Consider the following 20,944-nt stretch of genomic DNA (forward strand, 5'->3'; position numbering starts at 1 on the left):
ATGCGTGCGCGGCTCACAAAATTGGAAAAACTCGTGTCGAGCTTGTTGTCGCTCAACGCGAGCTCGGGGTCGGCCTTGGAGCTGCGGGCGGCCTGCCAGGCGCGGTGGCGCTCGGCGTAGCGCTCCGTCAGCTCGATCAACTCCCCGTTGCAGTCGACGATCGGAGCTGGCGGCGCGGGCTGCACCTTCTCAATCCCCTCCCGGGCGCGGCGAGCGGCCCAGCCGAGGCGCGAGGGCGGAAGAGCGTAGGACTGGAAGAATTCATTCTGAGATACAATGCGCATTGCGATACCTCCCCTTCAGGGTAGCGCAACCTCAGCGGCCGACATGACGACCATGTTCGCCGCTGACTGCAGGTTGGGTGTGAAGTGGGGGAGGTTAGCAGAGAGGGGAGAGGTGGAGAAGAGGGTGACGTGTTCGGGGCTCGTAACCGGCTCGCGCCAGAGCCGTAGGGGGAGGTCTTGTGCCTTTTTTGGAGTCCGCGCCACAGCCGTAGGGGGAGGTCTTGTGCCTCCCCCCTTACTCCCTCGCCAGAGCCGTAGGGGGAGATTTTGTGCCTTTTTTGGAGTCCGCGCCACAGCCGTAGGGGGAGGTCTTGTGCCTCCCCCTTACTCCCTCGTCAGAGCCGTAGGGGGAGGTCTTGTGCCTCCCCCTTACTCCCAGGGCTGGGAGGAGACGCTGAACGAATGCTCCAAAACCTCAACAGTACGACGTCCGCATCGTCAGCGCCTCATCCCCCTTCATGATCCGCGCGATCCCATCGATGCGCGTATAGCCGTAATCCTCCGCCGAGACCCCCTTGATGCGCTCGCCATCGGCGCCCTTGATCTCGGTCCAGGTCCAGCCGGCCACCGCCAGATACGTGGAGGTCTCGTCCTCGACCTCCAGCCCGTACTCGCCAAGCGCCTCCCAGATCGCGTCGGGGATCTCGCGCGGCTCAAGCGCCTGGCGGGGCAGCGGCTCGTTGCCGTCCATCTCGTCGGAGCCGTAGTCCACATGCGTCACAATGCCGATAAGCGAGGGTGTGAAGTCAAAATCATCGGGCCAGTTGATGGTGGTGCCGGCGTACACAAAACTCAGCGGCACGCCATGTTTCGCGCCCAGCTCCGCTACAAAAGCCGCGGCCTTTTTGATGGCGTCAGCGCTCTCAAATTCACTGCGCACCGGCCGACCGATGACGATCAGACCCTCGTTTTCCATCTCATTAAGATAACCTGCCATCAGCGACCTCGGCGGTGGCGCGCTCCTCCCGGGAGCGGCGAGTGGTTGGGATGTGGAGGCACGAAGGTAGGCCGGGGAGGGGGGTGGGTGCAACGGGGTCTGAAACCGGGTCGAACCCTGGCGCCGGTGTCCGACCCAGGGACGGACATGCCCCTTGTTTTATGCGCCTGATGTCTGTCCCTGGGTTGGATACGAGCCCGAGATCGAGATCAAGATCAAGCCCGAGATCGAGTACGAGATCGAGTACGAGCACCAGCTACCAGCACGAGTACGAGTACGAGTACGAGCACCAGCTACCAGCACCAGCACCAGCTACCAGCACGAGTACGAGTACGAGCACCAGCTACCAGCACCAGCACCAGCTACCAGCACGAGTACGAGTACCAGCTACCAGCACCAGCACCAGCTACCAGCACGAGTACGAGTACGAGTACGAGTACGAGCACCAGCTACCAGCACCAGCACCAGCTACCAGCACGAGTACGAGTACGAGCACCAGCTACCAGCACCAGCACCAGCTACCAGCACGAGTACGAGTACCAGCTACCAGCACCAGCACCAGCTACCAGCACGAGTACGAGTACGAGTACGAGTACGAGCACCAGCTACCAGCACCAGCACCAGCTACCAGCACGAGTACGAGTACGAGCACCAGCTACCAGCACCAGCCCGAGTTACCCTCGAAGCACGTAAGTCCCCGACCTCCCCGCCGGATCCACACCCTGCGGCAGGCAGACACCGCCCTCCCCCGCTCCACCTTCTCCGCCAGCCCCCACCCCGCGCTCCGACCGCACCGGATGCACCCACCGCGCCCCCTCCCAACCCGACCGCTCCAAACGCCCCAACAACGCCAACCCCAACCTCCCAAAACTCACCCGCGCGTTGATCTCGCTGACCGCCCGCACCACCCGCTCCCCCACGTACCACCCCACATACGCGTCCACCCCCACCGGCCCCACGTACCCCCGCTCGGCTACCGCCCGCGCGGCCTTCCTGGCCCCCTCCCAGAGCAACGCGTCCTCCTCCAAAACATCCACCGCACTCCCAAGCCCAAGCCCCCGAAACGTCCCCGTCGCATCCGCCTCCAGAGCGCACATCCCCACCTCCCGCACCGCCCCCCCGGCCTCGATCTCGAAATGCAACGAGCGCTCCGCCTCAATCTCCACTCTCGGCTCCACCACCACCCCCAACCCCGCGCCAAACACCCGCTGCGCCCACCGCCGCGCGTCGTCCGGAAGCTCCGCGCCGCGCCCCCGAAGCTGCCCCCGACCGCTCACCCCGAAGGGATGTTTGAGCACCCAGCCCGCCTCCAACCCTCGGACCGCCTCCGCCAACTCCGCCTCACTCCCACACACCGCCGAGCCCGCCAGCGCCTCAATCCCCAGCCCGAAGCGCTTATCGTTGACCTCCCGAACCACCCCGATGTCCACCAGGCCCACCTCCAGCCCGGCCCTTTCGGCAAACGCCACCACCTCGCCGGTCCACCCCCACGGCACAAGCCGCCTCCCCGCCTCAAGCCGGGCAACCGCCCCCTCGGCAGGCGGCCAGACCACCACCTCGGCCTCCGGCTCAAGCAACCTCAAAATATGCGACCACCTCGCTGACATCGCCCGCACCGCTTTCGGGATCGGCGCGCCACTGAGCGCGAGCTCAAACTCCAGATTGGTCAGCACATAGCTCATCGTCTTCCTTTTGAGGTGTATCGGCCCGGGCGTTTCGCGGCCGGGATGTAACGATTACGGAACATTTTAACAGGTGTTTTCGTTGGGCCGCTTGATAAAAGCGCCGTTGTAATGAATCTTGTCGGCGGCGTCGCCCCGACGCCTGCCCGAAACCATCTCAACCCACTCGCATCACGGCTGAGTTATGAGCGCCACCGCTGGTCAATACACCGCCAAAGACATCACGATCCTCGAAGGCTTAGAGCCGGTGCGCAAGCGCCCCGGCATGTACATCGGCGGCACCGGCAAGGCCGGGCTCCATCACCTGCTCTGGGAGATCGTCGACAACTCGGTGGACGAAGCCATCAACGGCTACGCCTCCTTTATCGAGGTGACCCTGCACGCCGATGGCGAGTCGATGACGGTCAGCGATAACGGCCGGGGCATTCCCGTCGACATTCACCCCAAAAACGGCCGCAGCGCGCTGGAGATCATTCTCACGACCCTGCACGCCGGGGGTAAATTCGACAACGACAACTACTTCACCTCCGGCGGCCTGCACGGCGTGGGCTCCTCGGTGGTCAACGCGCTGAGCACGAGTCTGGTCGCCCGCATCAAGCGCGACGGCATCCTGCACGAGCAGTCCTTTGCCCGCGGCATCCCGCTTGGCCCCATCGCCGAGATGGGCGACGCGCGCGGCTCCGGCACCGAGATCTTCTTTCGGCCCGACGCCGAGATTTTTGAAGACACCAGCTTCGACGCCACGCTGATCGCCGAATGGCTCGAGATCAAAAGTTATCTCAACCAGGGCCTGCGCATCCTCTTTCGCGACGAGCTCCACGGCAAATTCCACGAGTTCAAGCACGAAGGCGGCATCAAAGATTTTCTGGCGCATATCCAGAAATCCAGCAACCAGCCCCCCATCCATACCGACGTCGTGGTGGTGCGCGAGGCCGATCCGGCTCCCAACGTCGCCCGCGTGGAGATCGCGCTGCAGTGGACCGAAGACACCTCCGAAGACCTGCGCGCCTTTGTCAACGGCATCCCCACCGCCGACGGCGGCACCCACGAGCAGGGCTTTAAAGACGGCGTCGTCAAGGCCATGCGCACCTACTTCGACACCCACGATCTGGCGCCCAAAAGCCTCAACATCGCCTCCGAAGACATCCGCGAGGGGCTCAAAGCCATCATCAGCGTCTTTATGATGGACCCGCAGTTCCAGGGCCAGACCAAGAGCAAGCTCAACAACCCGGACATCCGCAGCATCGTCTCAGGGATTGTGCGCGTGGAGCTGGAGCGTTTCCTCAACGCCAACTCCAACACCGGCAACGCCATCGCCCAGCGCATCATCCAGGCCGCCCGCGCCCGCCAGGCCAGCCGCTCGGCCGCCAAGCAGGTCAAGCGCAAGCGCGCCGTGAGCCACCGCCTCAACCTCCCCGGCAAGCTGGCCGACTGCTCCTCGACCGACCCCGAGGAGTGCGAACTCTTCATCGTCGAGGGGAACTCCGCCGGTGGTAACGCCAAACAGGGCCGCGATCGCCGCACCCAGGCCATCCTCCCGCTGCGCGGAAAAGTCCTCAACGCCGAGCAGGCCACCCTCTCCAAAGTCTCCAGCAACAAGGAGCTGCGCGACGTGGCCGACGCTTTAGGCTGCGGCCTGGGCGACACCTTCGACGCCTCCAAGCTGCGCTACCATAAGATCATCCTGCTTATGGACGCCGACAGCGACGGCCTGCACATCTCCACCCTGCTCCTGACCTTCTTCTACCGCTACATGCCGCGGCTCATCGACGAGGGTTACCTCTACATCGCCCAGCCCCCCCTCTACCGCATTGACTGGGGCAACGAGACCTTCTGGGTCCTCGATGAGGCCGAGCGCGAGCGCACCCTCAAAAAGCTCGAGCGCCGCAAGAAGACCAAGAAGATCAACCTGCAGCGCTTTAAGGGTCTTGGCGAGATGATGGCCGACACCCTCAAATCCACCACCCTCGATCCGGAACAACGCCGCCTGCTCAAAGTCGTGGTGCGCGACGAGCACCGCGAAGACACCAATCAGGTCATCGGCGAGTTGATGGGGAAGGATGCGTCGTTGCGTTTTGATTTCATTATGGAGAACGCCCGCTACGTCGATGAGCTCGACGTCTGATCGCCCCACCCTTTTCTCGGATCCGCCGCCCCGGAGCGCTCCATGGCCGAACCCTTTGTCTTTCATTTTCAGCGCGGCCCGGCTGGCGAGCCCGAGGTCATGTACATGGTCGACCTGGACTGCGCCTGCCAGCTCTGCGGGCATGTGCAGTACCAGCGCTTCTACCACAGCACCGCCTTCCACACGCTGAGCCTCGACCTTCTCGACGAGCTCGCGGAGCGCGCCTACCTCAAGGCCGGCTACGAGTGTGAGAACTGCGGCACCGAGGTCGGCCCCGACGCCACACGCCGCGCCGCGCTGACCTACGGTTTTGCCGACGACGCCGGCGTGATCCGCGTCTTTGTCGACCGCCTCGAAGAGACGCTGCGCTACGACCTGCAGCCCCGCCGCCGCCTCGACCCCCAGGCCATGCCCACCTGGCACCCCGACGCCGAGAGCGCGCTGGTCTACGACGAGCTCGACGAAGACGAGCTCGAAGAGGTCTTCGGCCGCCCCTTCAACATCAAATGGGCCTGGATCGACCTTCTCGAAGACTGGGTCGAAGACCCCGAAGGCGGCGCCTACTCTCGCCTTGCCCCCGGGCTCTGGGCCGTGGTGGAGCGCGACGAAGAGAGCGCCGACCAACTCGCCGACGAGGTCGACGAAGACGAGTTCTTCGACGCGCTCGACTCCGGCGATCTGGCCGTGATCCCCCTGCACGACAGCCTGCCGGTGGCGCTGGCCACCCACGATCATCCCGAGCGCATCTTCGGGCGCCTGCACACCTGGCTGCCCTCCTCGCTGAGCACCGCCTTCAAAAAAGAAGAGGTCTGGGCCGACGCCTACGTCTCGCGCCAGGCGGCCATCGAGACGATGGAGCGCACCCTCACAACGGCGCGCCTGACCTACACCCTGCACCAGACCGAGGCCGACGTCTTCTTCTCCGAGATCACCACGCCCACCGGCGCGGTCTACGGCCGCGGGGTGGCCATCTCGGCGGTGCTTCGCCGCGCGGTGCACACCGGCCTGACCCCCGGTGAGGCCGCGCGCCTGACCGCCGAAGAGATCGTGGGCATCCTCCTGCAGCTCTGGTAACACTCCAATCTCCCAACGTTTATGCGCATTTACACCACACAGCGCCCCCTGGGCGAGGTCCCGGTCGGGGCCCTGGTGATGCTGCCCCTCTTTGCGATGCCGCTGGGTGCCTGGGCGGTGCGCACCGGCGTGTGGGAGTTCTCCACCTGCGGCATGAAACGCCTCTTCGAGATGCCCTGCCTCACCTGCGGCGCCACCCGCGCCACGCTGGCGCTGACCCGCGGCGACATCTTCGCGGCCATCGCCTTTCAGCCCCTGATCATCGCCCTCTACGCGCTGATCGCCATCTGGGGCGTGCTCAGCCTCTTTACCTACCTGCGCCAGCGCCGCCTCGTCTTGAGCTTAAGCCACCGCGAAGACCTGGCCTTCAAAGCCCTGCTCGTGCTGCTGCCGGCGGCCAACTGGTTCTACCTCTACAAAGCCGGCATCTGAGCTCGCCACGCCCCCCGGCCTCGGCTCAGCTCGATCCTTGTATGTGTTTGAGAAGATAGCTACTATTCGCCGCGAATGGTCCTGTCGCCGGACCTTCCTTTGTCGGCGACATTCCCCACGCGGCGGCGTCTCCCTGACGCGCTCATCGCAACTCCGCGACCCCTCCCCCTCCTTTAAGGCCAACCCCGGCCTGCACCGCGATTCGGTCTCCGAAGTCTGAGAGGAACCTATGTTCAACCCGCTTCTGCCCTCCACCCCGAGCGCCGGTCGGCTCTCCTCGCTCTTGCTGCCCCTCGCCATGATGCTGCTCGTCGGCGCGGTTGGCTGCGGCGACGATGATGGCGACGACGGCAACCTCTCCGGGCTCGATGCGCCTTCGATCCTCGTCTCTCCGTCGAGCTTCAACTTCCCCGACACCCCCATCGGGGAGCGCGAGACCACCACGCTGATCATCAGCAACACCGGCGGCTCGGTGCTCAACATCACCGAGATGGAGCTCATCGACGAGAGCCCCACCCCACAGTTTCGCCGCGGTCAGGGCTTCTTGAGCACCCTGCAGATCCCCGAGGGCGAGTCGCACGAGTTCAGCGTGAGCTACATCCCGCTCACCCCCGACCCGGCCCGCGCCGAAGTTCGCATGCGCACCAACGATCCGAACAACGCCGAGGTCATCGTCGAGCTCAACACCCCGCAGCTCGGCCCGCAGATCTTCGCCAACCAGATTGTGCGCTTTAACCGCGTGCCCGCCGGCGAAGAAGCCTGGACGCTGAACACCGTCCAGAACATCGGCACCACCCCGCTGAACATCAGCCAGATCCTGATCAGTCAGAACACCGACTTTGACATGTCCTTCCCCGCCCCCGGCGCCGACCCCTCCGACCTGGAGAGCGACACCGAGCAGTGGCCCGAGGTGCTTGAGCCCGGCGAAGCCTTCGACATTCGCGTGTGGTTCCGACCGATCAACAACAACCCCTCGTCTGGCGAGATCACGATCCTCTCCAACGATCCCAACCGCTCCACCTTCTCGCTCGACCTGCTCGGCAACAGCGGCGCGCCGTGCATGGAGGTCAACCAGGGCGAAGTCCTCGACTTCGGCGCAAGCTCCGCCGGTCAGGTCGGCCGCCGCTCGGTCGTCATCACCAACTGCAGCGCCGAGACCCCGCTGGAGCTCACCAACGTCTTCTTGAGCGAGAACCCCGACAGCATCTTCGACCTCAACCTCGACCCGCTCGGCGGCGACCCCGACGACGCCCCGGTCATCATCGATCCCTCGCGCTCGGCGACCTTCCAGGTGCTTTTCGCGCCGGTCTCCGAGACGGCTTCGTACGAGGCCAAACTGACCATCGAGAGCAACGACACCGTCGCCTCCCCCTATGAGATCGCGCTCCTCGGTGAGGGCACCGACAACGAATGCCCGGTGGCCGTGGCCGAAGGCCGCATCCTCAACACCACCCGCACCTTCACCGAAGGCACCGCCCTTCCCCTCAACACCATTGAACTTCTGGGCGGCTCGAGCTTCGATCCCGACGGTCAGATCGACTTCTACGAGTGGAGCATCCTGGAGTCTCCCGAAAACTCCCAGGCCCGCTTAAGCCCCAGCCCCAACCAGGTTGACCCGACCCTCTACCTCGATCTCGCCGGCACCTACGTCGTCGAGCTGATGGTCTACGACAACCAGGGCGTCGCCAGCTGCGGCGAGCCGGCCACGGTCACGATTCAGGCGATTCCGGAAGATGATGTGCACATCCAGCTGGTCTGGGACGCCCCCGGCGTCGCCAACCCCACCCCGGACGCCGGCGTGGACCTCGACCTGCACTACCTCCACCCCTCGGGCCGCTGGAATGGCGAGGGCAGCGTCTACTGGAACAACCGCTTCCCCAACTGGGGCAACCCCGAAGACGAGCGCGACGATCCTCGCCTCGACATCGACGACACCTGCTGCGGCGGCCCGGAGAACATCAACCACTCCAACCCGGAGTCGGGCCTGGAGTACGGCGTGGGCGTCTACTACTTCACCGACCGCGGCCTGGGCGCAGCCTACGCCACGGTGCGCATCTACATCCGCGGGGAGCTTCGCTTCCAGCTGCGCAACACCTACATGCCCTCGGAGGGTCATTTCTGGCACGTGGCCAACATCCGTTGGCCGAGCACCGACGTGTACCGCCGCGATGTGATCGACTTCGGCTTCCCGGTCCAATGATCGACCTCGCCACCAGCATCGGCCGCCGCCCGGCATCGCTTGCCGCGCTGGCGGCGGCCACCCTGCTCGGCGCCTCTCCGGCGCTTTATGCCCACGGCGCGCCCCCCCGGGCGCGCCAGGCCTTCGCCCTCACCGACCCCGGTGGGGGCGACGCGCTCTGGGCGCTCTCGACCAATTTTGGGGTGATGTCGCAGAGCGCGCCCTCGCGCTACATCTGCGAAGAGGCCTTTGAGGCGGGTGAGACCTACATCATGCTGCCCTTCGCCGCCGATCGCTGGGTGAGCCTGGGCGAAGATCGCGTCGCGCTGAGCGAAGCCGGCTGTCAGATCGAGGTGGTGCACACCTACGCGCTTCCCCCGGTCGACGCCGCCCACCGCCCGACCACTGGCGAGGTCATCGTGGCGCTGGCCGACGCCAACGAGGCGCAGCTGCACTACAGCCAGGACGGCGGCCGCACCTGGTCGCAGCTCGCGATCGACCTGAGCGATCTTCGCCCCACCGGCGTGCGATTTGTGGGCGAAGGCCAGGTGGCGTTGAGCGCGTTCCGCACCCCGGATGAGCGCCGCGGTGAGGCTGTGGTCGCCCACCTCAATGTACGCTCAGCCGCACCAGCGCTCAACCTCTTCGAGCTCCCCGCCGAGCGCCGCTACCCTTACCTTTTGGCCGCCGCCAGCGGCCAGCTCCTCTGGCACGCCCAGGGCCCCGAGTCTCAGGAGGTCTACTGGAGCGAGCTTGAGGCCTTTCCCGCGCCGGGCGCCCCGGTCTTTGAGCTCGACGCCTGGCCTGCCGCCGGCGCCCTCTCGACCGCTGGCGAGCGCGCCTGGCTCAGTGGCTCCGATGAAAACCCCGGCATCTTCACCGCCGAGCGCCAGACTCCAGACCTCTGGCAACCACTCCCCTCCGAGCACCACGCCCGCTGCCTCACCCCCACTGCGGATGGCCTGTTGATCTGCGGCCACCGCGCCACCGACGGCTTCGACCTGGCGCTGCTCGACGCCGCTGGCGAGGTGGAGCCCCTGGTGGACTTCCGCGAGCTTCAAGGTCCGCGCAGCGAATGCCTCAGCGCCGAGGGCACGCTCAACCCCTGCCAGGCGGTCTGGCCGGAGCTGGCCCGCACCCTGGGCATCGACCCGGGCAGTGTGGACGAAGGCGCCGACGCCGGCGACATCCCCGACGCCGGCGCTGCCCCTGACGCCGGCGACGCCCCGGGTCAGGCTGGCGAGCCGGGCTGCGCGCAGTCGGGTGGGTCTGTCGGAGCTCGGTGGTGGTGGGTGATCGCCATCGCGCTCTTAAGCGCGCGCCGACGCCGGCGCTGAGGCGAACGTCCCCCCAGGGTACGAAGACCCGTTTACAGACGAAAGCTGCGCTCAACCCTGGCGAGGGGCCTCAAACGCAAAGCTCACGCGCAACTCATCGCCCTCTCCGGCGCCGGCGGCGGTGCCGGCCAGGGTGAGGTCGAGCTGAGCTGCGCGCTCGGAGAGTTCTGGGCGGTCGCGCTCACGCGCCATACACACCACCGCCCCGCCCGGAGCCACAAAGGGGCGCGCCGTCTCCAGCCACTGCACCGGCGCCTGAAAGGCCTTGGAGATCACGTAATCAAACCCCGCGCCCTCGACCTCTTCGATACGCTCATTGCGAATCGAAACATCGCTCAACCCCAGGCGGTGCGTCACAATTTTGAGGAAGGTCGCGCGCTTGCGCCGCGGCTCCACAAGCATGATCGGAAGATCGCTGTACACGATCTTGAGCACCATCCCCGGCAGCCCCGCGCCGGTGCCCACATCAAGTATCGGGCCGGCCGGCTGGCGAGCCTCGGCGGCCACCAGGCTGTCGATGATCAGCTCGTCGATCACCTCCTGCCTGTCCATCGGGCCGATGAGGTTCATCGCCTCATTGAACTGCAGCAAGAGCCCCACGTACTGCTCCAGACGCTCCAGGCTGCGGGCGTCTACGGGCAGCCCGCGCGCCGCGCAGAATCGCTCGACATCGTTCATGGTGACTCTCACTTCATGTCTTCAGGGGGTCTCCACCCGACTCGGTGCGCGCGGCTCGCGCGGCAGCCCCGGCGACTTCGCCGGCGGGGTGGTGGCCTTATGCAGGGTCACGCGGATCTGGTCGTCCACCACGCCCACCCGCGCGCTCTTGCCGGCGTGCGGCCCCGGATTCTCCAGCAGCGCGCGACTGATCGCGGTGAGCACGTGTTTCTCCAGCGTGCGTTTGAGCTCGCGCGCGCCAAAGCGCTCGCTGAACCCTCGCGCTTCTAGCCACTGGCGAGCCGCCGGGTCAACCTCCACCTGCAGGCGCCGACGCTTAAAGCCGCGCCGCTCCAGCGCCTTGTTCAGCTCCAGCTCCACCAGCCGCTCCATCGCGTCGGGGCTCAGCGGATTGAAGACCAACACCTCGTCGAGGCGGTTGAGAAACTCCGGCGCAAAGAACTCATCGAGCTTGTTGCGAATATGCGCGCCCTGCTCCTGACGACGGTCCTCAGTCCCAAAGCCCATGGCCTGCACGCTGGTGCGCGAGGCCCCGAGGTTGCTCGTCAAAAAGATCAGCGTCTGGCGAAAATCCGTCGTGCGCCCGCGCGCGTCGGTGAGCCGCCCCTCATCGAGGATCTGCAAAAAGAGGTTGAATATCTCGGCGTCGGCCTTCTCAAACTCATCAAAGAGCAGCACCGAGAAGGGCTGGTTGCGGATCGCCTCGGTGAGCAAACCCTCGCGATCTTTGTCGTGCGGCGAACCGATCAACTTCTCCAGCGCAAAGCGCCCCTGGTACTCGCTCAGGTCGAAACGCACCATGCGCGACTTCGAGCCAAAGAGACGCTCGGCCACAAGCCCCGTAAAGTAGGTCTTGCCCACCCCGGTCGGCCCCACCAGGAAAAACACCCCCAGCGGGCGGGCCGGATCGTGCATGCCCGTCTTGACCATCGCCAGCCGGTCCACAATCGCATCGACCGCCCGCTCCTGGTCGATGAGCCGACGCTTGAACCACGCCCGCGTCTCCTCCAGGTCCATCGGCAGCGTATCATCGAGAAGATCCAGGCTCATGCCCGTGACCTCCGCCAGACAGGGCGGAATGTTGTGGCTGCGCAGCACAAACTCACCTGTGCTCGGCTCCTCCTGACGCAGAGTATAATCGATCAACGCATCCATCAGATCGCAGGCCCGCCCCGGCGCAAAGCTGCGCGTATAAAAGCTCTCAGCGAAGTCGCGAACCTGCTCCAGACACCCCGGCTCGGCGTGCAGCAGACGATCTTCGTCGAGGTTCAGCGCGCTCAGCCGCCGCTTGAGCACCGCGAGCGTCTCGGCCTCATCCATCGGCTGCACTTTGACCTGACGGAAAAGTCGCAAGAAGCCCGGGTCGCGGCTCAATCCATTCTTCAGATCATCTTCGGTGCACTCGGCGATGATGCGCAGCTGACCGCGCTGCAGGTAGGGTTTGAAGAAGTCCGCAAAGTTCTCATCACTCTTGGAGTGCGCCCCGGCCCCCAGCAGATCGTTGGGGTTGGTGATGTACATCAACACCTTATCGTGCTTGAGGATCGCCTCGGCCATCTCCTTAAGTTTGGTCTCCCAGTCGCCCAGATAACGCGTCCCGCTGATGAGCTCGCTGGTGTTCGTCTCCAGGATCTGCCAGCCCTCCTCATCGGTGCTCAGCCGCAGCGCCACCTCGTGAATGATCGCCGTCTTGCCCACCCCGGCTTCCCCCACGAGCAGCATGCTGCGCTGGCTGCGATCGTCGGTGAAATGCTCCACGAGCGTGCTGACGACGTCTTCGCGCTCAAAGGCCCGCATCAAATAAGAGCGCTCATCCTCGGAGTGCAGCAGTCGCCCGTACTTATCGAGCCCGCGCGAGGGCGTCGACGCCTTGGAGACCAGCTGCAGGCGCTGCCACAGAGTGCCGTAGACCTCCTGAAGGTTGCGCGCCTCCAGGTAGTTGAGCACCAGACGGCGCTCACGCGGTGTGAGCTGGTCGGGAAGTTTCTTGTACTGCTCCCGCGTCAGCCGCGGCACCAGGCGATCGAGGATCTCCTCGGCGCTCTGCTGCATCTCCAGCTCGCGCTCCAGGAGCGCCTTGAGCACCACCGGCAGACAACGCGGCGTGCCCACCGTGCGAAGTTGCGTGAGCGCCTGCTCGCGCACCCCGTACGACTCATCCTCCATCGCCCGAATCAACACCTCTTCGAGGTGCGCGTAGTTCAGGTCCCCCAGCGCCACCAGCGCCCGGTAGCGCACATCGGCGTCGTAGTCGTGCATCGCGCCCAGCACCGCCTCGGTGCTGGATGAGTCCCCCAGAATGCCCAGCGAAAAGAGGGCCATCTCCCGCACGCCGGCGTGCGGATCGTGAATCAACCCGATGAGCTTCGGGATCGACTCCCGATCGCCCAGCCTCCCCAGGTTGGTCGCCGCGGCCATGCGACGCAGGTGATGACGGTGCCCCAGGTTCTCCCGCAAGATCCCCAGAATCGGAGTGCCCAGCGCGTAGAGCTGATCGCGATAGTCGCGGTAGCGCTCCTCGTCCTCACACGCCTCAATCTTATCCAGAAGCCGCCCGGCCAGCTCCACTGATGCATCCGTCATAACTCGCCTCCAAAAGATCGGCCCGTCGCCGACGCCCCTCTTATAAAGGTCGCAGGCCGGTCCGATCTTCCACTCTATCGGTGCCCCGGAGGGCTGTACAGACCGGGCGCGCGGGCACTTCCGGCCAGATTATGATCCCGGCCTCAGGTGGTTCCAGATCTGGGTGACACGACGCGTGACGCCGCGCTCAAATCGCAGCGCCGTCCAGGCATCCAGCAGGCGCTGCTGACGCTCGGCGTCCGCAAAGCCGCGCAGGCTCAATCCGCGCCCGAACCCGGGCACCGACTCCACCATCACCGCGCGCCGCGAACACGCCCGCAGCGCCTCAACCGCGTCCCGATCGCGCAGCCCCCCGCAGGCCGCCTCGCGCGACCCATAGCCCGGCGGAAGATCGCTCACCGGCTCATTGATGCCCACCACCGACGCCTCAAACTGCAGCCCCACCTCCCGGGCGACGCTCACGCTTTTACTAAAGATCGACGCCCGCACAGGCCCTCCCCGATCGCGGCAACGCATCGACGCCTCGGCCGGCGACCGCATCACCGTCAGCGCCACAATCGGCCCCGGCACTGGCGCTCGCCATAACTCCATCGTCTCATCGACCCCGCTGATCACCGTCGGCTCAAAGAACGCCCCCTCACACCGCCGACGCCGCGACCCGCCCACAAGCAACTTCGCGCCCTTCTCCACCGCGTCGTCGATCAACTCTTCGAGCAGCTCCACCTCCCCGAAGTCGGCCTGGGGCCCCACTTCCACCTCCTCGACCCCGGGCATGCCCTGTCGCAGGCGCAGCACCTCGGCGACGACCTGGTCGGTAAACACCGCCGCGATCGACTGCTGCACCCACACCCGGCGGATTGCCGCCTCCCGACGGCCCGCCCCGCACATCGCTCCCCAGACCACCGCCCGCGCCGCCGCGACCAGATCGGCATCGTTGAGCACCACCGCCACATCCGCCCCCGGTGAGCGCCCCCACACCGGCACGAGCCGCTCTGCGGCCGCCGCGCGCACACGCCGGCTGCGGCTCGCCGAGCCATGCACCACCACCACATCGGCGCGGCGCGCGACCTCTTCGGCCAGATCATCGCCTCCGCAGATCGTCGTCCACGCGCCGGGCGTGGCGAGCGTCTGCGCGATCACATTGCCCACCGAACTGAGCAGAAGCGGCGCGCGCTCATCGCTGACCACCACCACCGTGTTGCCCGCCACCAGCGCGGCCAACCCCTGCGCCACCGTGCTCTCCAGCATGCCGTAGGCCCCCGCCACACACGCCACCACCCCGCGCGGCCGCCAGTGCGCCACCGCGCGCTCGCGCCGCTTTGAGAAGAGCCCCCGCCCCACCTCCAACTCCTCCTGAGACAAACGCTCCGGCGCACGCTCAAGCACCTCGCGGGCCACCGCCATCAACCGCCACCAGGAGCGCCGCATCTCCAGCGGTGTCATCCCCAGCTCCTCGATCCCCAGCTCCAGAAGATCCTCGCGCCAGACCATCAGCGCTCCCAGCACCTCCTTAACCGCCTGCACTCGCTGCACCAGCGGACGCCGCCGCCAGGCTCGCTGGGCCTCCCCACCACGCTCCACCACCTCGGCGGCCTGCGACGCCAGCGTACGCGCGACCTCCCCGATGGCATGCTGGTTGGCCGGATTGTAGCTGACGATCGTCTCGGCCCCCGGGCGCTTCAGCGAGGCCTCGGGCAGCTGGTCGGTCGCATCAATCGAAGGGCTGTGGCGTGCGGGTGTTTCCATACAGGAGTCTCCTCAGAGCAAGACGCGGCGCATACGACTCCCCTCTTCGAACCCTCGAAGAGCAGAGTTGACCCGACCGCGAGACTCCCAGGTCACTCGCCAGCACAGTGAATACACAATGGCCAGATGTTAAATCCTCCCCCCCTCAGGTCAAGCCTCATCTGCGCGCACCGATTGCCCCCCGCGCGCTTTTCGGCTACACGCTGCCCGGTGGATTTGCCCGCTTTTGCCACCGGCTCATATCCCCCTCATCGACCCCCTTTCGCCCCCCAAGACGCGCTCTTTGCGGCGCCCGGAGCCTGCGATGACCTTTGTCGACAAACCCTACGGACAATTTCTGGGCTCGGCGCCCGGCTTTGAGGCCGCCCCCAACATCCTCTTTGGCATCCCCATGGACTTCACCTGCTGCTTTCGAGCCGGCACGCGTCTGGGGCCGCGCGAGATCCGCTACTTCGCCGACAACCTCGAAGAATACTCCGTCGAGCAACGCCGCGCCCTGGCCGAAGACACCTTCTTCGACGCCGGCGACCTGGAGCTTCCCTTCGGCAACCCGGCGGCCTGCCTCGACATCATCGAAGAGGCCGTCGACCACATCCTCAAAGCCGGCAAACGCCCGGTGGCCATGGGCGGCGAACACCTGGTGAGCGCCGGCATCGTGCGCGCCATCGCAAAGCATTTTCCCGACGCGGTGATCCTGCACGTCGACGCTCATTTTGATCTTCGACACACCTACGCCGATCAGGAGCTCAGCCACGCTACCGCCCTGCGCCTGTGCTGGAACGCGCTGGGCATGAGCCCCACCGATCAGCCCCCTCGCCTCGCACAGATCGGCGTGCGCAGCGGCCCGGCCGAAGAGGCCGAGTTCGCCCACCAGCACATCCCGCAGATCCTCACCGAGTCGACCTCCGAGCTCATCGCGGAGCTTGAGAAGTTGCGCGCGCTCTGGGGCGACCGCCCCGTCTACTGCACCTTCGACATCGACGCGGTCGACCCGGCCTACGCCCCCGGCACCGGCACCCCGGAGCCCGGCGGTTTGAGCAGCCACCAGGCCCTGGCCATCGCCCGCTTCCTCCCCACGTTTGAGAACCTCGTGGGCTTCGATCTGGTCGAGACCAGCCCGCCCCTGGACCACGCCGGCATCACCTCGGCGCTGGCCGCCAAGATGATCCGCGAGTTCATGATCGCCACCCAGTCTTAAGGCTCAAAGAGTCTCACAGACATTCAAATCGACCCATCGACGAGGCGCTCACCATGCGGGTGAGCGCCTCGTTTGATTTTTGCTGCATCCAAAACTTAGCCGCCAAAATCAAAGCGGTAACCCACCGAGATCAGCACCGTATGAAACTGGTCGCGGCTGCTCACCGGCGCCTCCACGATCACAGGCTCCGGGAACTCGCGCAGGTGCAGCTGGTAGGTGTAATCCACCCCGATCAAGAAGGGCTCAAAGGTGCGCACCACAAGCCCCACCTGCGCCGAGGCGCTGGGCGCAAAGCTGCCCTCCCCGTACGCCCCGGCCGAGTTCGTGCCGCTGATCACCGGCGTAAAGAGCGCAGCCAGATTCAGCTCCGCAAGCTCCCCGAACGCATAGCCCAGCCCCACCCCGAGTTGGGCCGCAAGATAGCTGTGGCCGGTGTAGAGGGCGTTGGGCGCGAGCGTCGCGTTCAAGAACTCCGCCCCCACAATCCCGCGACCTTTCAGCGAAGGCCCCAGCCCGCGCACATAACGCACCTGCCCGCCCCCGCGCATGTACTGCCCGGCCAGCGGCTCGTCGGCAAACTGCGAGGTATAGGGCGCGATATCAAAATGCCCCCCGACCTCCAGCGCCGCCCGACCTCCATCAAAGATCGCCACCATCGCGTCCACGCGCGCTCCCCCTCCTAAAAGCGGCGTGTTGTGGTTGATCTCAAAGGCTTCATTGGTATTCTGGCGCATCATCCGCTGCCCCACCACAAGCCCGGCGCGCACCTTTAAGTGCGGCGCAAGGTTGCCGTACTGCTGGCGATGCCGGGCGACGGCCGCCGCCCGCAGGTCGTCTTCGTCATCGAGCGGCTCGACCTCGGCGTCGGTCTGCGCGCGGGCGGCCTCTTCTTCCTCAAGCCGGCGCTGACGCTCCAGCTCCTGCGCCTCGCGGTAGGCCAGCACCTCGGGCACAAGCGCCGAGAAGACCTCCCGCAGCACCTGCATCACCCCCTCCTGGTCGATGCGCCCGCGGCGGATGTTGTAACGCACATCGGCGAGCTCTTCGCCCTGCGGCCCCAGCACCACCACCTGCAGGGTGTTGCCCCCGCCGAAGACATCGTGAATGAGCAGCCCCTCGATGTTCCCCTCCGACATCAGCCGGGCGAACTCCGCGCGGTTCTCTTCCCGAAGCGCGCTCTGCCGAAAGGTCGCAAGCTCAAGTCCCATCGCCCGGGCCTGATCCAGCACATCTCCCTCATCGAGGAGCTCAATCTGGGTGCTCTCCTCCAGGGCATCTTCGATGCTCTCATAAGAACGCTCACCGCTATCGCCGGCGGTATTGATATACCCCAGCCGCAGCGGCGCCTGCTCCTGAGCGGCAGCAACTCCCGCCCCCGCAACGAGCACACACAGCGCGGCCAGCCACACCCCGGCGATCTTCCAGAACATCCTCTTCACATTCACAGCCTGCACCTTTCGATTCGGCGAAAAGTCGCAACCTTTTCGCGCTTTAACGATCCATCATCCACACACTGCCTATGGTGTTAGCCTCGCCAGGGGCGACTTTTCAAGCCGGCGCGCTGGCGTTGTCCCAGGCTGCGACCATCTTTAGTGGCGCCCGCGCAGCTTCGCATGAAGCCTCCCGCCGCGCTATAACTCCGGCGCCATCCTCGATCTGCCCTCCGCTCACCAGGGATCCTGATGTTTGGTCTCTTCAAACGCTTTCGGCGAAACGCCCTGCTCAAAGAACCTCTCCCGCAGAGCTGGGAGCAGGCCCTGGCCGACGCGCTGCCCTTTCTCAATGAGCTCAACACCCTGGAGCGCGAGGGGCTGGAATCGCACCTGAAGATCCTCATGAAACAAAAACACTGGGTCGGCGCAGGCGGCTTTGAGCTCGATGAGTCCATTCGGCTGACCATCGCCATCCAGGGCGCGCGCATAGCCCGCGCCCTGCCCCTGGACGCCTTTGAGCGCTTAAGCGAGTTCGTGATCTACGGCGAAGACTTTGTGCGCCCCGACGACGCCTTCGGCGGACCGATCCACGGAGAAGCCCACCCCTTTGGCACCGTCGTGCTGAGCTGGCCGGCCTGCCAGGAGGGCCTGGCCTACCCCTGCAGCGGCTACAACCCCATCCTCCACGAGCTGGCCCACGTGCTCGACGTCTCCAGCGGCTACTTCGACGGCACGCCCCTTCTGCACAGCGGGGAAGATTATGAGCCCTGGGCGCGCGTCTTCCAGCATTATTTTGACGCGCTGCGCCAACACCCCGAGCAGGCTTTCCTCGATCTTTATGGCGCCGAAGATGAGGCGGAGTTTTTTGCCGTGGCCACCGAAGCCTTCTTCGAGCTGCCGGATCTTCTCCTCGAAGAAGCCCCCGATCTTTATGAGGAGCTCGGGCGTTTTTATCGCCTCGACCCGCATATCATCCCCTGCAGCTGCGAGTCCCACGATCCTCCCGTCGACGACCCTCACACCGAGCCCGAGGAGGTCGGCCGCCCCCTCTTTGGGCCGGGCGATCCCCTGGATTTTTTCTAAGCGCCAGACTCACTGCGCTCGTTTTTCGGGGCATATCAACGTCGACGCGATCGCCCGAAAAGTCGTGATCAATAAAAGGTGATCGCCGTCTTATGCTCAATGCTCAGACGCGCCGCCTCATAGAGCGCAAGCCACACCAGACGCTCAATCGCATAAGGCGCACCGGTGGGGCGTTGCGCGGCCAACTCCGTGACATAGTCCTCGTCGAGGTTGCCGTCGGCGTCGACCTCGATCTCCAGCGCGTCGGTCAGCAGCAAAAGCTCCTCGCGCAACCGGTACGATGAGCCCAGCGCCCCGCCGCGGATCTTATGCTTCGGATCGAAGTAGATCTCGTGGAAGTCGATCGGCAGATAATACCCCTCGCTGTCGGAGTGGCAGAGCAGGTGCGAGCGCAGCTGGCGGTAGAGCTGGCGCAACACCCGGTCATCGGCCGGATCTTCGCCCGGCTCCACCGGGTAGGGCACCCAGCGCGGATCGCGCATGATATGCGCCCCGAAACGCCGCAGGTAATGCAGCCAGGAGTAAGGAAAGGAGTTCAGCGACGAGCGCGGACGTGGTCGCCCCCCCTCGATCCCCTCAAAGGCCTCGGGCTCCTGATGCGTGGGAAGCCCCTCGGCCTCCAACACCGTGTTGATATATGCCAGATCTTCGCGCATCGCCTGCGCCGCCGCCGGATTGTCTTGCTCAAAGAGCACCAGCGCTCCCACACCAATTGCCAGCCCCATTGCGACCTCCATATCACCACAGACACACCGGTTTGCCCGACCCCTCGTCGAAGGCACGCGCTGCGGCTCCCACTGGAAAATATGCGCACCTCCTAGCCCAACCCCTCTAAGATCGCAACCTAACTTAACAACGATCTCGGACTGGCTGACGGCTCCTGATCAGGAAGCCCACCAGCACCGCCGCGCATTCCTTCACGCAAAACGCCCCGGCCTGCGGGCGCCCCCCGCTGCGTACCTTGTTTCAAGCCAACCGGTGCCTAAGCTACCGGCTCCAACGTTGATTGCGCCCGACCGCACTCGCCGGCCGAAGCCGGGCCTTGCATTGGGCGCGCGAGTGTTAGAGAAACACCCACAGACGCGCCGGCCAGGCGCCTTTAAAACGACGACCTCTTGACCCCGAATGGAGATGCTATGACGACGAAGATCGCGATTAATGGTTTTGGACGCATTGGACGTTGTGTGGGGCGAATTGCGCTGGCCGACCCGGATGTGGAACTGGTCGCCGTCAACGACCTGACCAGCCCCGAACAGCTGGCCATCCTCTTCAAATACGACTCGGTGCACGGCACCTACCCGGGCAAAGTCGAAGCGGTCGAAGGCGGCATCCGCATCGACGGCAAGCTGCTCAAGGTCACCTCGCTGCGCGACCCGGCCGAGCTCCCCTGGGGCGAGCTGGGCGTCGATATGGTCATTGAGAGCACCGGCGTCTTCCGCAAGCGCGAGCAGGCCGCCAAGCACCTGGACGCCGGCGCCAAGCGCGTGCTGATCTCGGCCCCGGGCAAAGGCGTCGACCTCTCGCTCTGCATGGGCGTGAACAACGACGACTTCAACGACGACATGAAGATCGTCGACGTCGCCAGCTGCACCACCAACTGCCTTGCGCCGGTGGCCAAGGTCCTCGACGAAGTCTTCGGCATTGAGCTGGGCCTGATGACCACGGTGCACTCCTACACCAACGACCAGGTGATCCTGGACACCCCCCACCCCTCCGACTTCCGTCGCGCGCGGGCGGCGGCCGTCAACATGATCCCCACCACCACCGGTGCGGCCATCGCCGTGACCAAGGTCCTCCCCCAGCTCAAGGGCAAGCTCGACGGCATGGCCATCCGCGTGCCCACGCCCAACGTCTCCTGCATCGACCTGACCGTGCGTCTCGGCAAAAAAGCCGACGTCGACTCGGTCAACAAGGCGCTGCGCGAAGCGGCCGAAGGCCCGCTCAAGGGCATCCTGGGCTTCTCCGACGAGCCGCTGGTCTCCTCGGACTACATCGGCAACCCCAACTCCTCGATCGTCGACGGCCTCTCCACGATGGCGCTCGGCGATGACTTCATCAAAGTCATCTCCTGGTACGACAACGAGTGGGGCTTCTCCAACCGCATGGTCGATGTGGCGAAATTTATTGCCAAAAAGACCGCGTAAACCTCTGATTTAAAACGCAAAACACCCAC

The 20,944-nt window shown here is 65.4% G+C and carries 16 protein-coding genes; 8 read left to right on the top strand and 8 right to left on the bottom strand.

Annotated elements, in window-relative coordinates:
• The 3 genes from FRC98_RS20190 to FRC98_RS20200 all read right to left on the bottom strand — a co-directional run.
• Positions 1-284, bottom strand: a 284-nt coding sequence (locus tag FRC98_RS20190) for a hypothetical protein (protein ID WP_146983379.1), incomplete at its 3' end; no start/stop codon positions are given.
• A gap of 415 nt (positions 285-699) precedes the next feature.
• On the bottom strand, positions 700-1,221 hold the full coding sequence (locus FRC98_RS20195; protein ID WP_146983381.1) for a hypothetical protein: 522 nt from the start codon (positions 1,219-1,221) through the stop codon (positions 700-702).
• 674 nt (positions 1,222-1,895) lie between these two features.
• Complete coding sequence (locus tag FRC98_RS20200) at positions 1,896-2,903, bottom strand: hypothetical protein (protein WP_146983382.1); 1,008 nt, start codon at positions 2,901-2,903, stop codon at positions 1,896-1,898.
• Positions 2,904-3,087: 184 nt separating this feature from the next.
• Between FRC98_RS20200 and FRC98_RS20205 the strand changes: the two genes are divergently transcribed.
• The 5 genes from FRC98_RS20205 to FRC98_RS20225 all read left to right on the top strand — a co-directional run bounded on the left by FRC98_RS20205 (position 3,088) and on the right by FRC98_RS20225 (position 10,050).
• Positions 3,088-5,028 (top strand): DNA gyrase/topoisomerase IV subunit B, encoded by a 1,941-nt coding sequence (locus FRC98_RS20205; protein WP_146983384.1) that lies wholly within the window; start codon positions 3,088-3,090, stop codon positions 5,026-5,028.
• Between the two features lie 42 nt (positions 5,029-5,070).
• Positions 5,071-6,102: a hypothetical protein gene (locus tag FRC98_RS20210; RefSeq protein ID WP_146983385.1), complete on the top strand. Its 1,032-nt coding sequence runs from the start codon at positions 5,071-5,073 to the stop codon at positions 6,100-6,102.
• A 21-nt stretch (positions 6,103-6,123) separates the two neighbouring features.
• A complete protein-coding gene (locus FRC98_RS20215; RefSeq protein WP_146983387.1) occupies positions 6,124-6,534 on the top strand; it encodes a DUF2752 domain-containing protein in 411 nt (136 codons plus the stop codon).
• Positions 6,535-6,763: 229 nt separating this feature from the next.
• Complete coding sequence (locus tag FRC98_RS20220; RefSeq protein WP_146983389.1) at positions 6,764-8,734, top strand: choice-of-anchor D domain-containing protein; 1,971 nt, start codon at positions 6,764-6,766, stop codon at positions 8,732-8,734.
• Positions 8,731-10,050 (top strand): hypothetical protein, encoded by a 1,320-nt coding sequence (locus tag FRC98_RS20225; protein WP_146983390.1) that lies wholly within the window; start codon positions 8,731-8,733, stop codon positions 10,048-10,050. The genes FRC98_RS20220 and FRC98_RS20225 overlap by 4 nt, the downstream gene beginning before the upstream one ends.
• 51 nt (positions 10,051-10,101) lie before the next feature.
• Here the strand turns inward: FRC98_RS20225 and rsmG are convergent, their stop codons facing one another.
• The 3 genes from rsmG to FRC98_RS20240 form a co-directional block, all read right to left on the bottom strand.
• Positions 10,102-10,728: a 16S rRNA (guanine(527)-N(7))-methyltransferase RsmG gene (rsmG, locus tag FRC98_RS20230; RefSeq protein ID WP_146983392.1), complete on the bottom strand. Its 627-nt coding sequence runs from the start codon at positions 10,726-10,728 to the stop codon at positions 10,102-10,104.
• Between the two features lie 21 nt (positions 10,729-10,749).
• Positions 10,750-13,311 carry an AAA family ATPase gene (locus tag FRC98_RS20235; protein WP_146983394.1) on the bottom strand — a complete coding sequence of 854 codons (2,562 nt, stop codon included), beginning with the start codon at positions 13,309-13,311 and terminating at the stop codon, positions 10,750-10,752.
• A 129-nt stretch (positions 13,312-13,440) separates the two neighbouring features.
• Positions 13,441-15,057: an aldehyde dehydrogenase family protein gene (locus FRC98_RS20240; protein ID WP_146983396.1), complete on the bottom strand. Its 1,617-nt coding sequence runs from the start codon at positions 15,055-15,057 to the stop codon at positions 13,441-13,443.
• Between the two features lie 304 nt (positions 15,058-15,361).
• Here FRC98_RS20240 and speB point away from each other — a divergent pair, with 304 nt between their 5' ends.
• On the top strand, positions 15,362-16,255 hold the full coding sequence (gene speB / locus FRC98_RS20245) for an agmatinase (protein ID WP_146983397.1): 894 nt from the start codon (positions 15,362-15,364) through the stop codon (positions 16,253-16,255).
• A gap of 95 nt (positions 16,256-16,350) precedes the next feature.
• Here speB and FRC98_RS20250 read toward each other — a convergent pair whose 3' ends face one another.
• Positions 16,351-17,685: a hypothetical protein gene (locus tag FRC98_RS20250; RefSeq protein WP_146983399.1), complete on the bottom strand. Its 1,335-nt coding sequence runs from the start codon at positions 17,683-17,685 to the stop codon at positions 16,351-16,353.
• 252 nt (positions 17,686-17,937) lie between these two features.
• Here FRC98_RS20250 and FRC98_RS20255 point away from each other — a divergent pair, with 252 nt between their 5' ends.
• On the top strand, positions 17,938-18,771 hold the full coding sequence (locus FRC98_RS20255; RefSeq protein WP_146983401.1) for a M90 family metallopeptidase: 834 nt from the start codon (positions 17,938-17,940) through the stop codon (positions 18,769-18,771).
• Between the two features lie 68 nt (positions 18,772-18,839).
• Here FRC98_RS20255 and FRC98_RS20260 read toward each other — a convergent pair whose 3' ends face one another.
• The gene (locus tag FRC98_RS20260; RefSeq protein ID WP_146983403.1) at positions 18,840-19,496 is read right to left on the bottom strand and encodes a putative DNA-mimic protein; all 657 of its coding nucleotides are present in this window, start codon (positions 19,494-19,496) and stop codon (positions 18,840-18,842) included.
• 411 nt (positions 19,497-19,907) lie between these two features.
• Here FRC98_RS20260 and gap point away from each other — a divergent pair, with 411 nt between their 5' ends.
• On the top strand, positions 19,908-20,915 hold the full coding sequence (gap, locus tag FRC98_RS20265) for a type I glyceraldehyde-3-phosphate dehydrogenase (RefSeq protein ID WP_146983404.1): 1,008 nt from the start codon (positions 19,908-19,910) through the stop codon (positions 20,913-20,915).
• The last annotated feature ends 29 nt before the right edge of the window (positions 20,916-20,944 follow it).

It is taken from the genome of Lujinxingia vulgaris (genome assembly GCF_007997015.1).
In the GTDB taxonomy this organism is placed as follows: domain Bacteria; phylum Myxococcota_A; class Bradymonadia; order Bradymonadales; family Bradymonadaceae; genus Lujinxingia; species Lujinxingia vulgaris.

Coding starts and splice junctions, on each gene's coding strand:
- gap (WP_146983404.1), top strand. CDS start 19,908: ATGACGACGAAGATCGCGATTAATGGTTTTGGACGCATTGGACGTTGT.
- FRC98_RS20235 (WP_146983394.1), bottom strand. CDS start 13,311: ATGACGGATGCATCAGTGGAGCTGGCCGGGCGGCTTCTGGATAAGATT.
- FRC98_RS20195 (WP_146983381.1), bottom strand. CDS start 1,221: ATGGCAGGTTATCTTAATGAGATGGAAAACGAGGGTCTGATCGTCATC.
- FRC98_RS20200 (WP_146983382.1), bottom strand. CDS start 2,903: ATGAGCTATGTGCTGACCAATCTGGAGTTTGAGCTCGCGCTCAGTGGC.
- FRC98_RS20240 (WP_146983396.1), bottom strand. CDS start 15,057: ATGGAAACACCCGCACGCCACAGCCCTTCGATTGATGCGACCGACCAG.
- rsmG (WP_146983392.1), bottom strand. CDS start 10,728: ATGAACGATGTCGAGCGATTCTGCGCGGCGCGCGGGCTGCCCGTAGAC.
- FRC98_RS20250 (WP_146983399.1), bottom strand. CDS start 17,685: ATGTTCTGGAAGATCGCCGGGGTGTGGCTGGCCGCGCTGTGTGTGCTC.
- FRC98_RS20220 (WP_146983389.1), top strand. CDS start 6,764: ATGTTCAACCCGCTTCTGCCCTCCACCCCGAGCGCCGGTCGGCTCTCC.
- FRC98_RS20225 (WP_146983390.1), top strand. CDS start 8,731: ATGATCGACCTCGCCACCAGCATCGGCCGCCGCCCGGCATCGCTTGCC.
- FRC98_RS20215 (WP_146983387.1), top strand. CDS start 6,124: ATGCGCATTTACACCACACAGCGCCCCCTGGGCGAGGTCCCGGTCGGG.
- FRC98_RS20210 (WP_146983385.1), top strand. CDS start 5,071: ATGGCCGAACCCTTTGTCTTTCATTTTCAGCGCGGCCCGGCTGGCGAG.
- FRC98_RS20205 (WP_146983384.1), top strand. CDS start 3,088: ATGAGCGCCACCGCTGGTCAATACACCGCCAAAGACATCACGATCCTC.
- FRC98_RS20255 (WP_146983401.1), top strand. CDS start 17,938: ATGTTTGGTCTCTTCAAACGCTTTCGGCGAAACGCCCTGCTCAAAGAA.
- FRC98_RS20260 (WP_146983403.1), bottom strand. CDS start 19,496: ATGGGGCTGGCAATTGGTGTGGGAGCGCTGGTGCTCTTTGAGCAAGAC.
- speB (WP_146983397.1), top strand. CDS start 15,362: ATGACCTTTGTCGACAAACCCTACGGACAATTTCTGGGCTCGGCGCCC.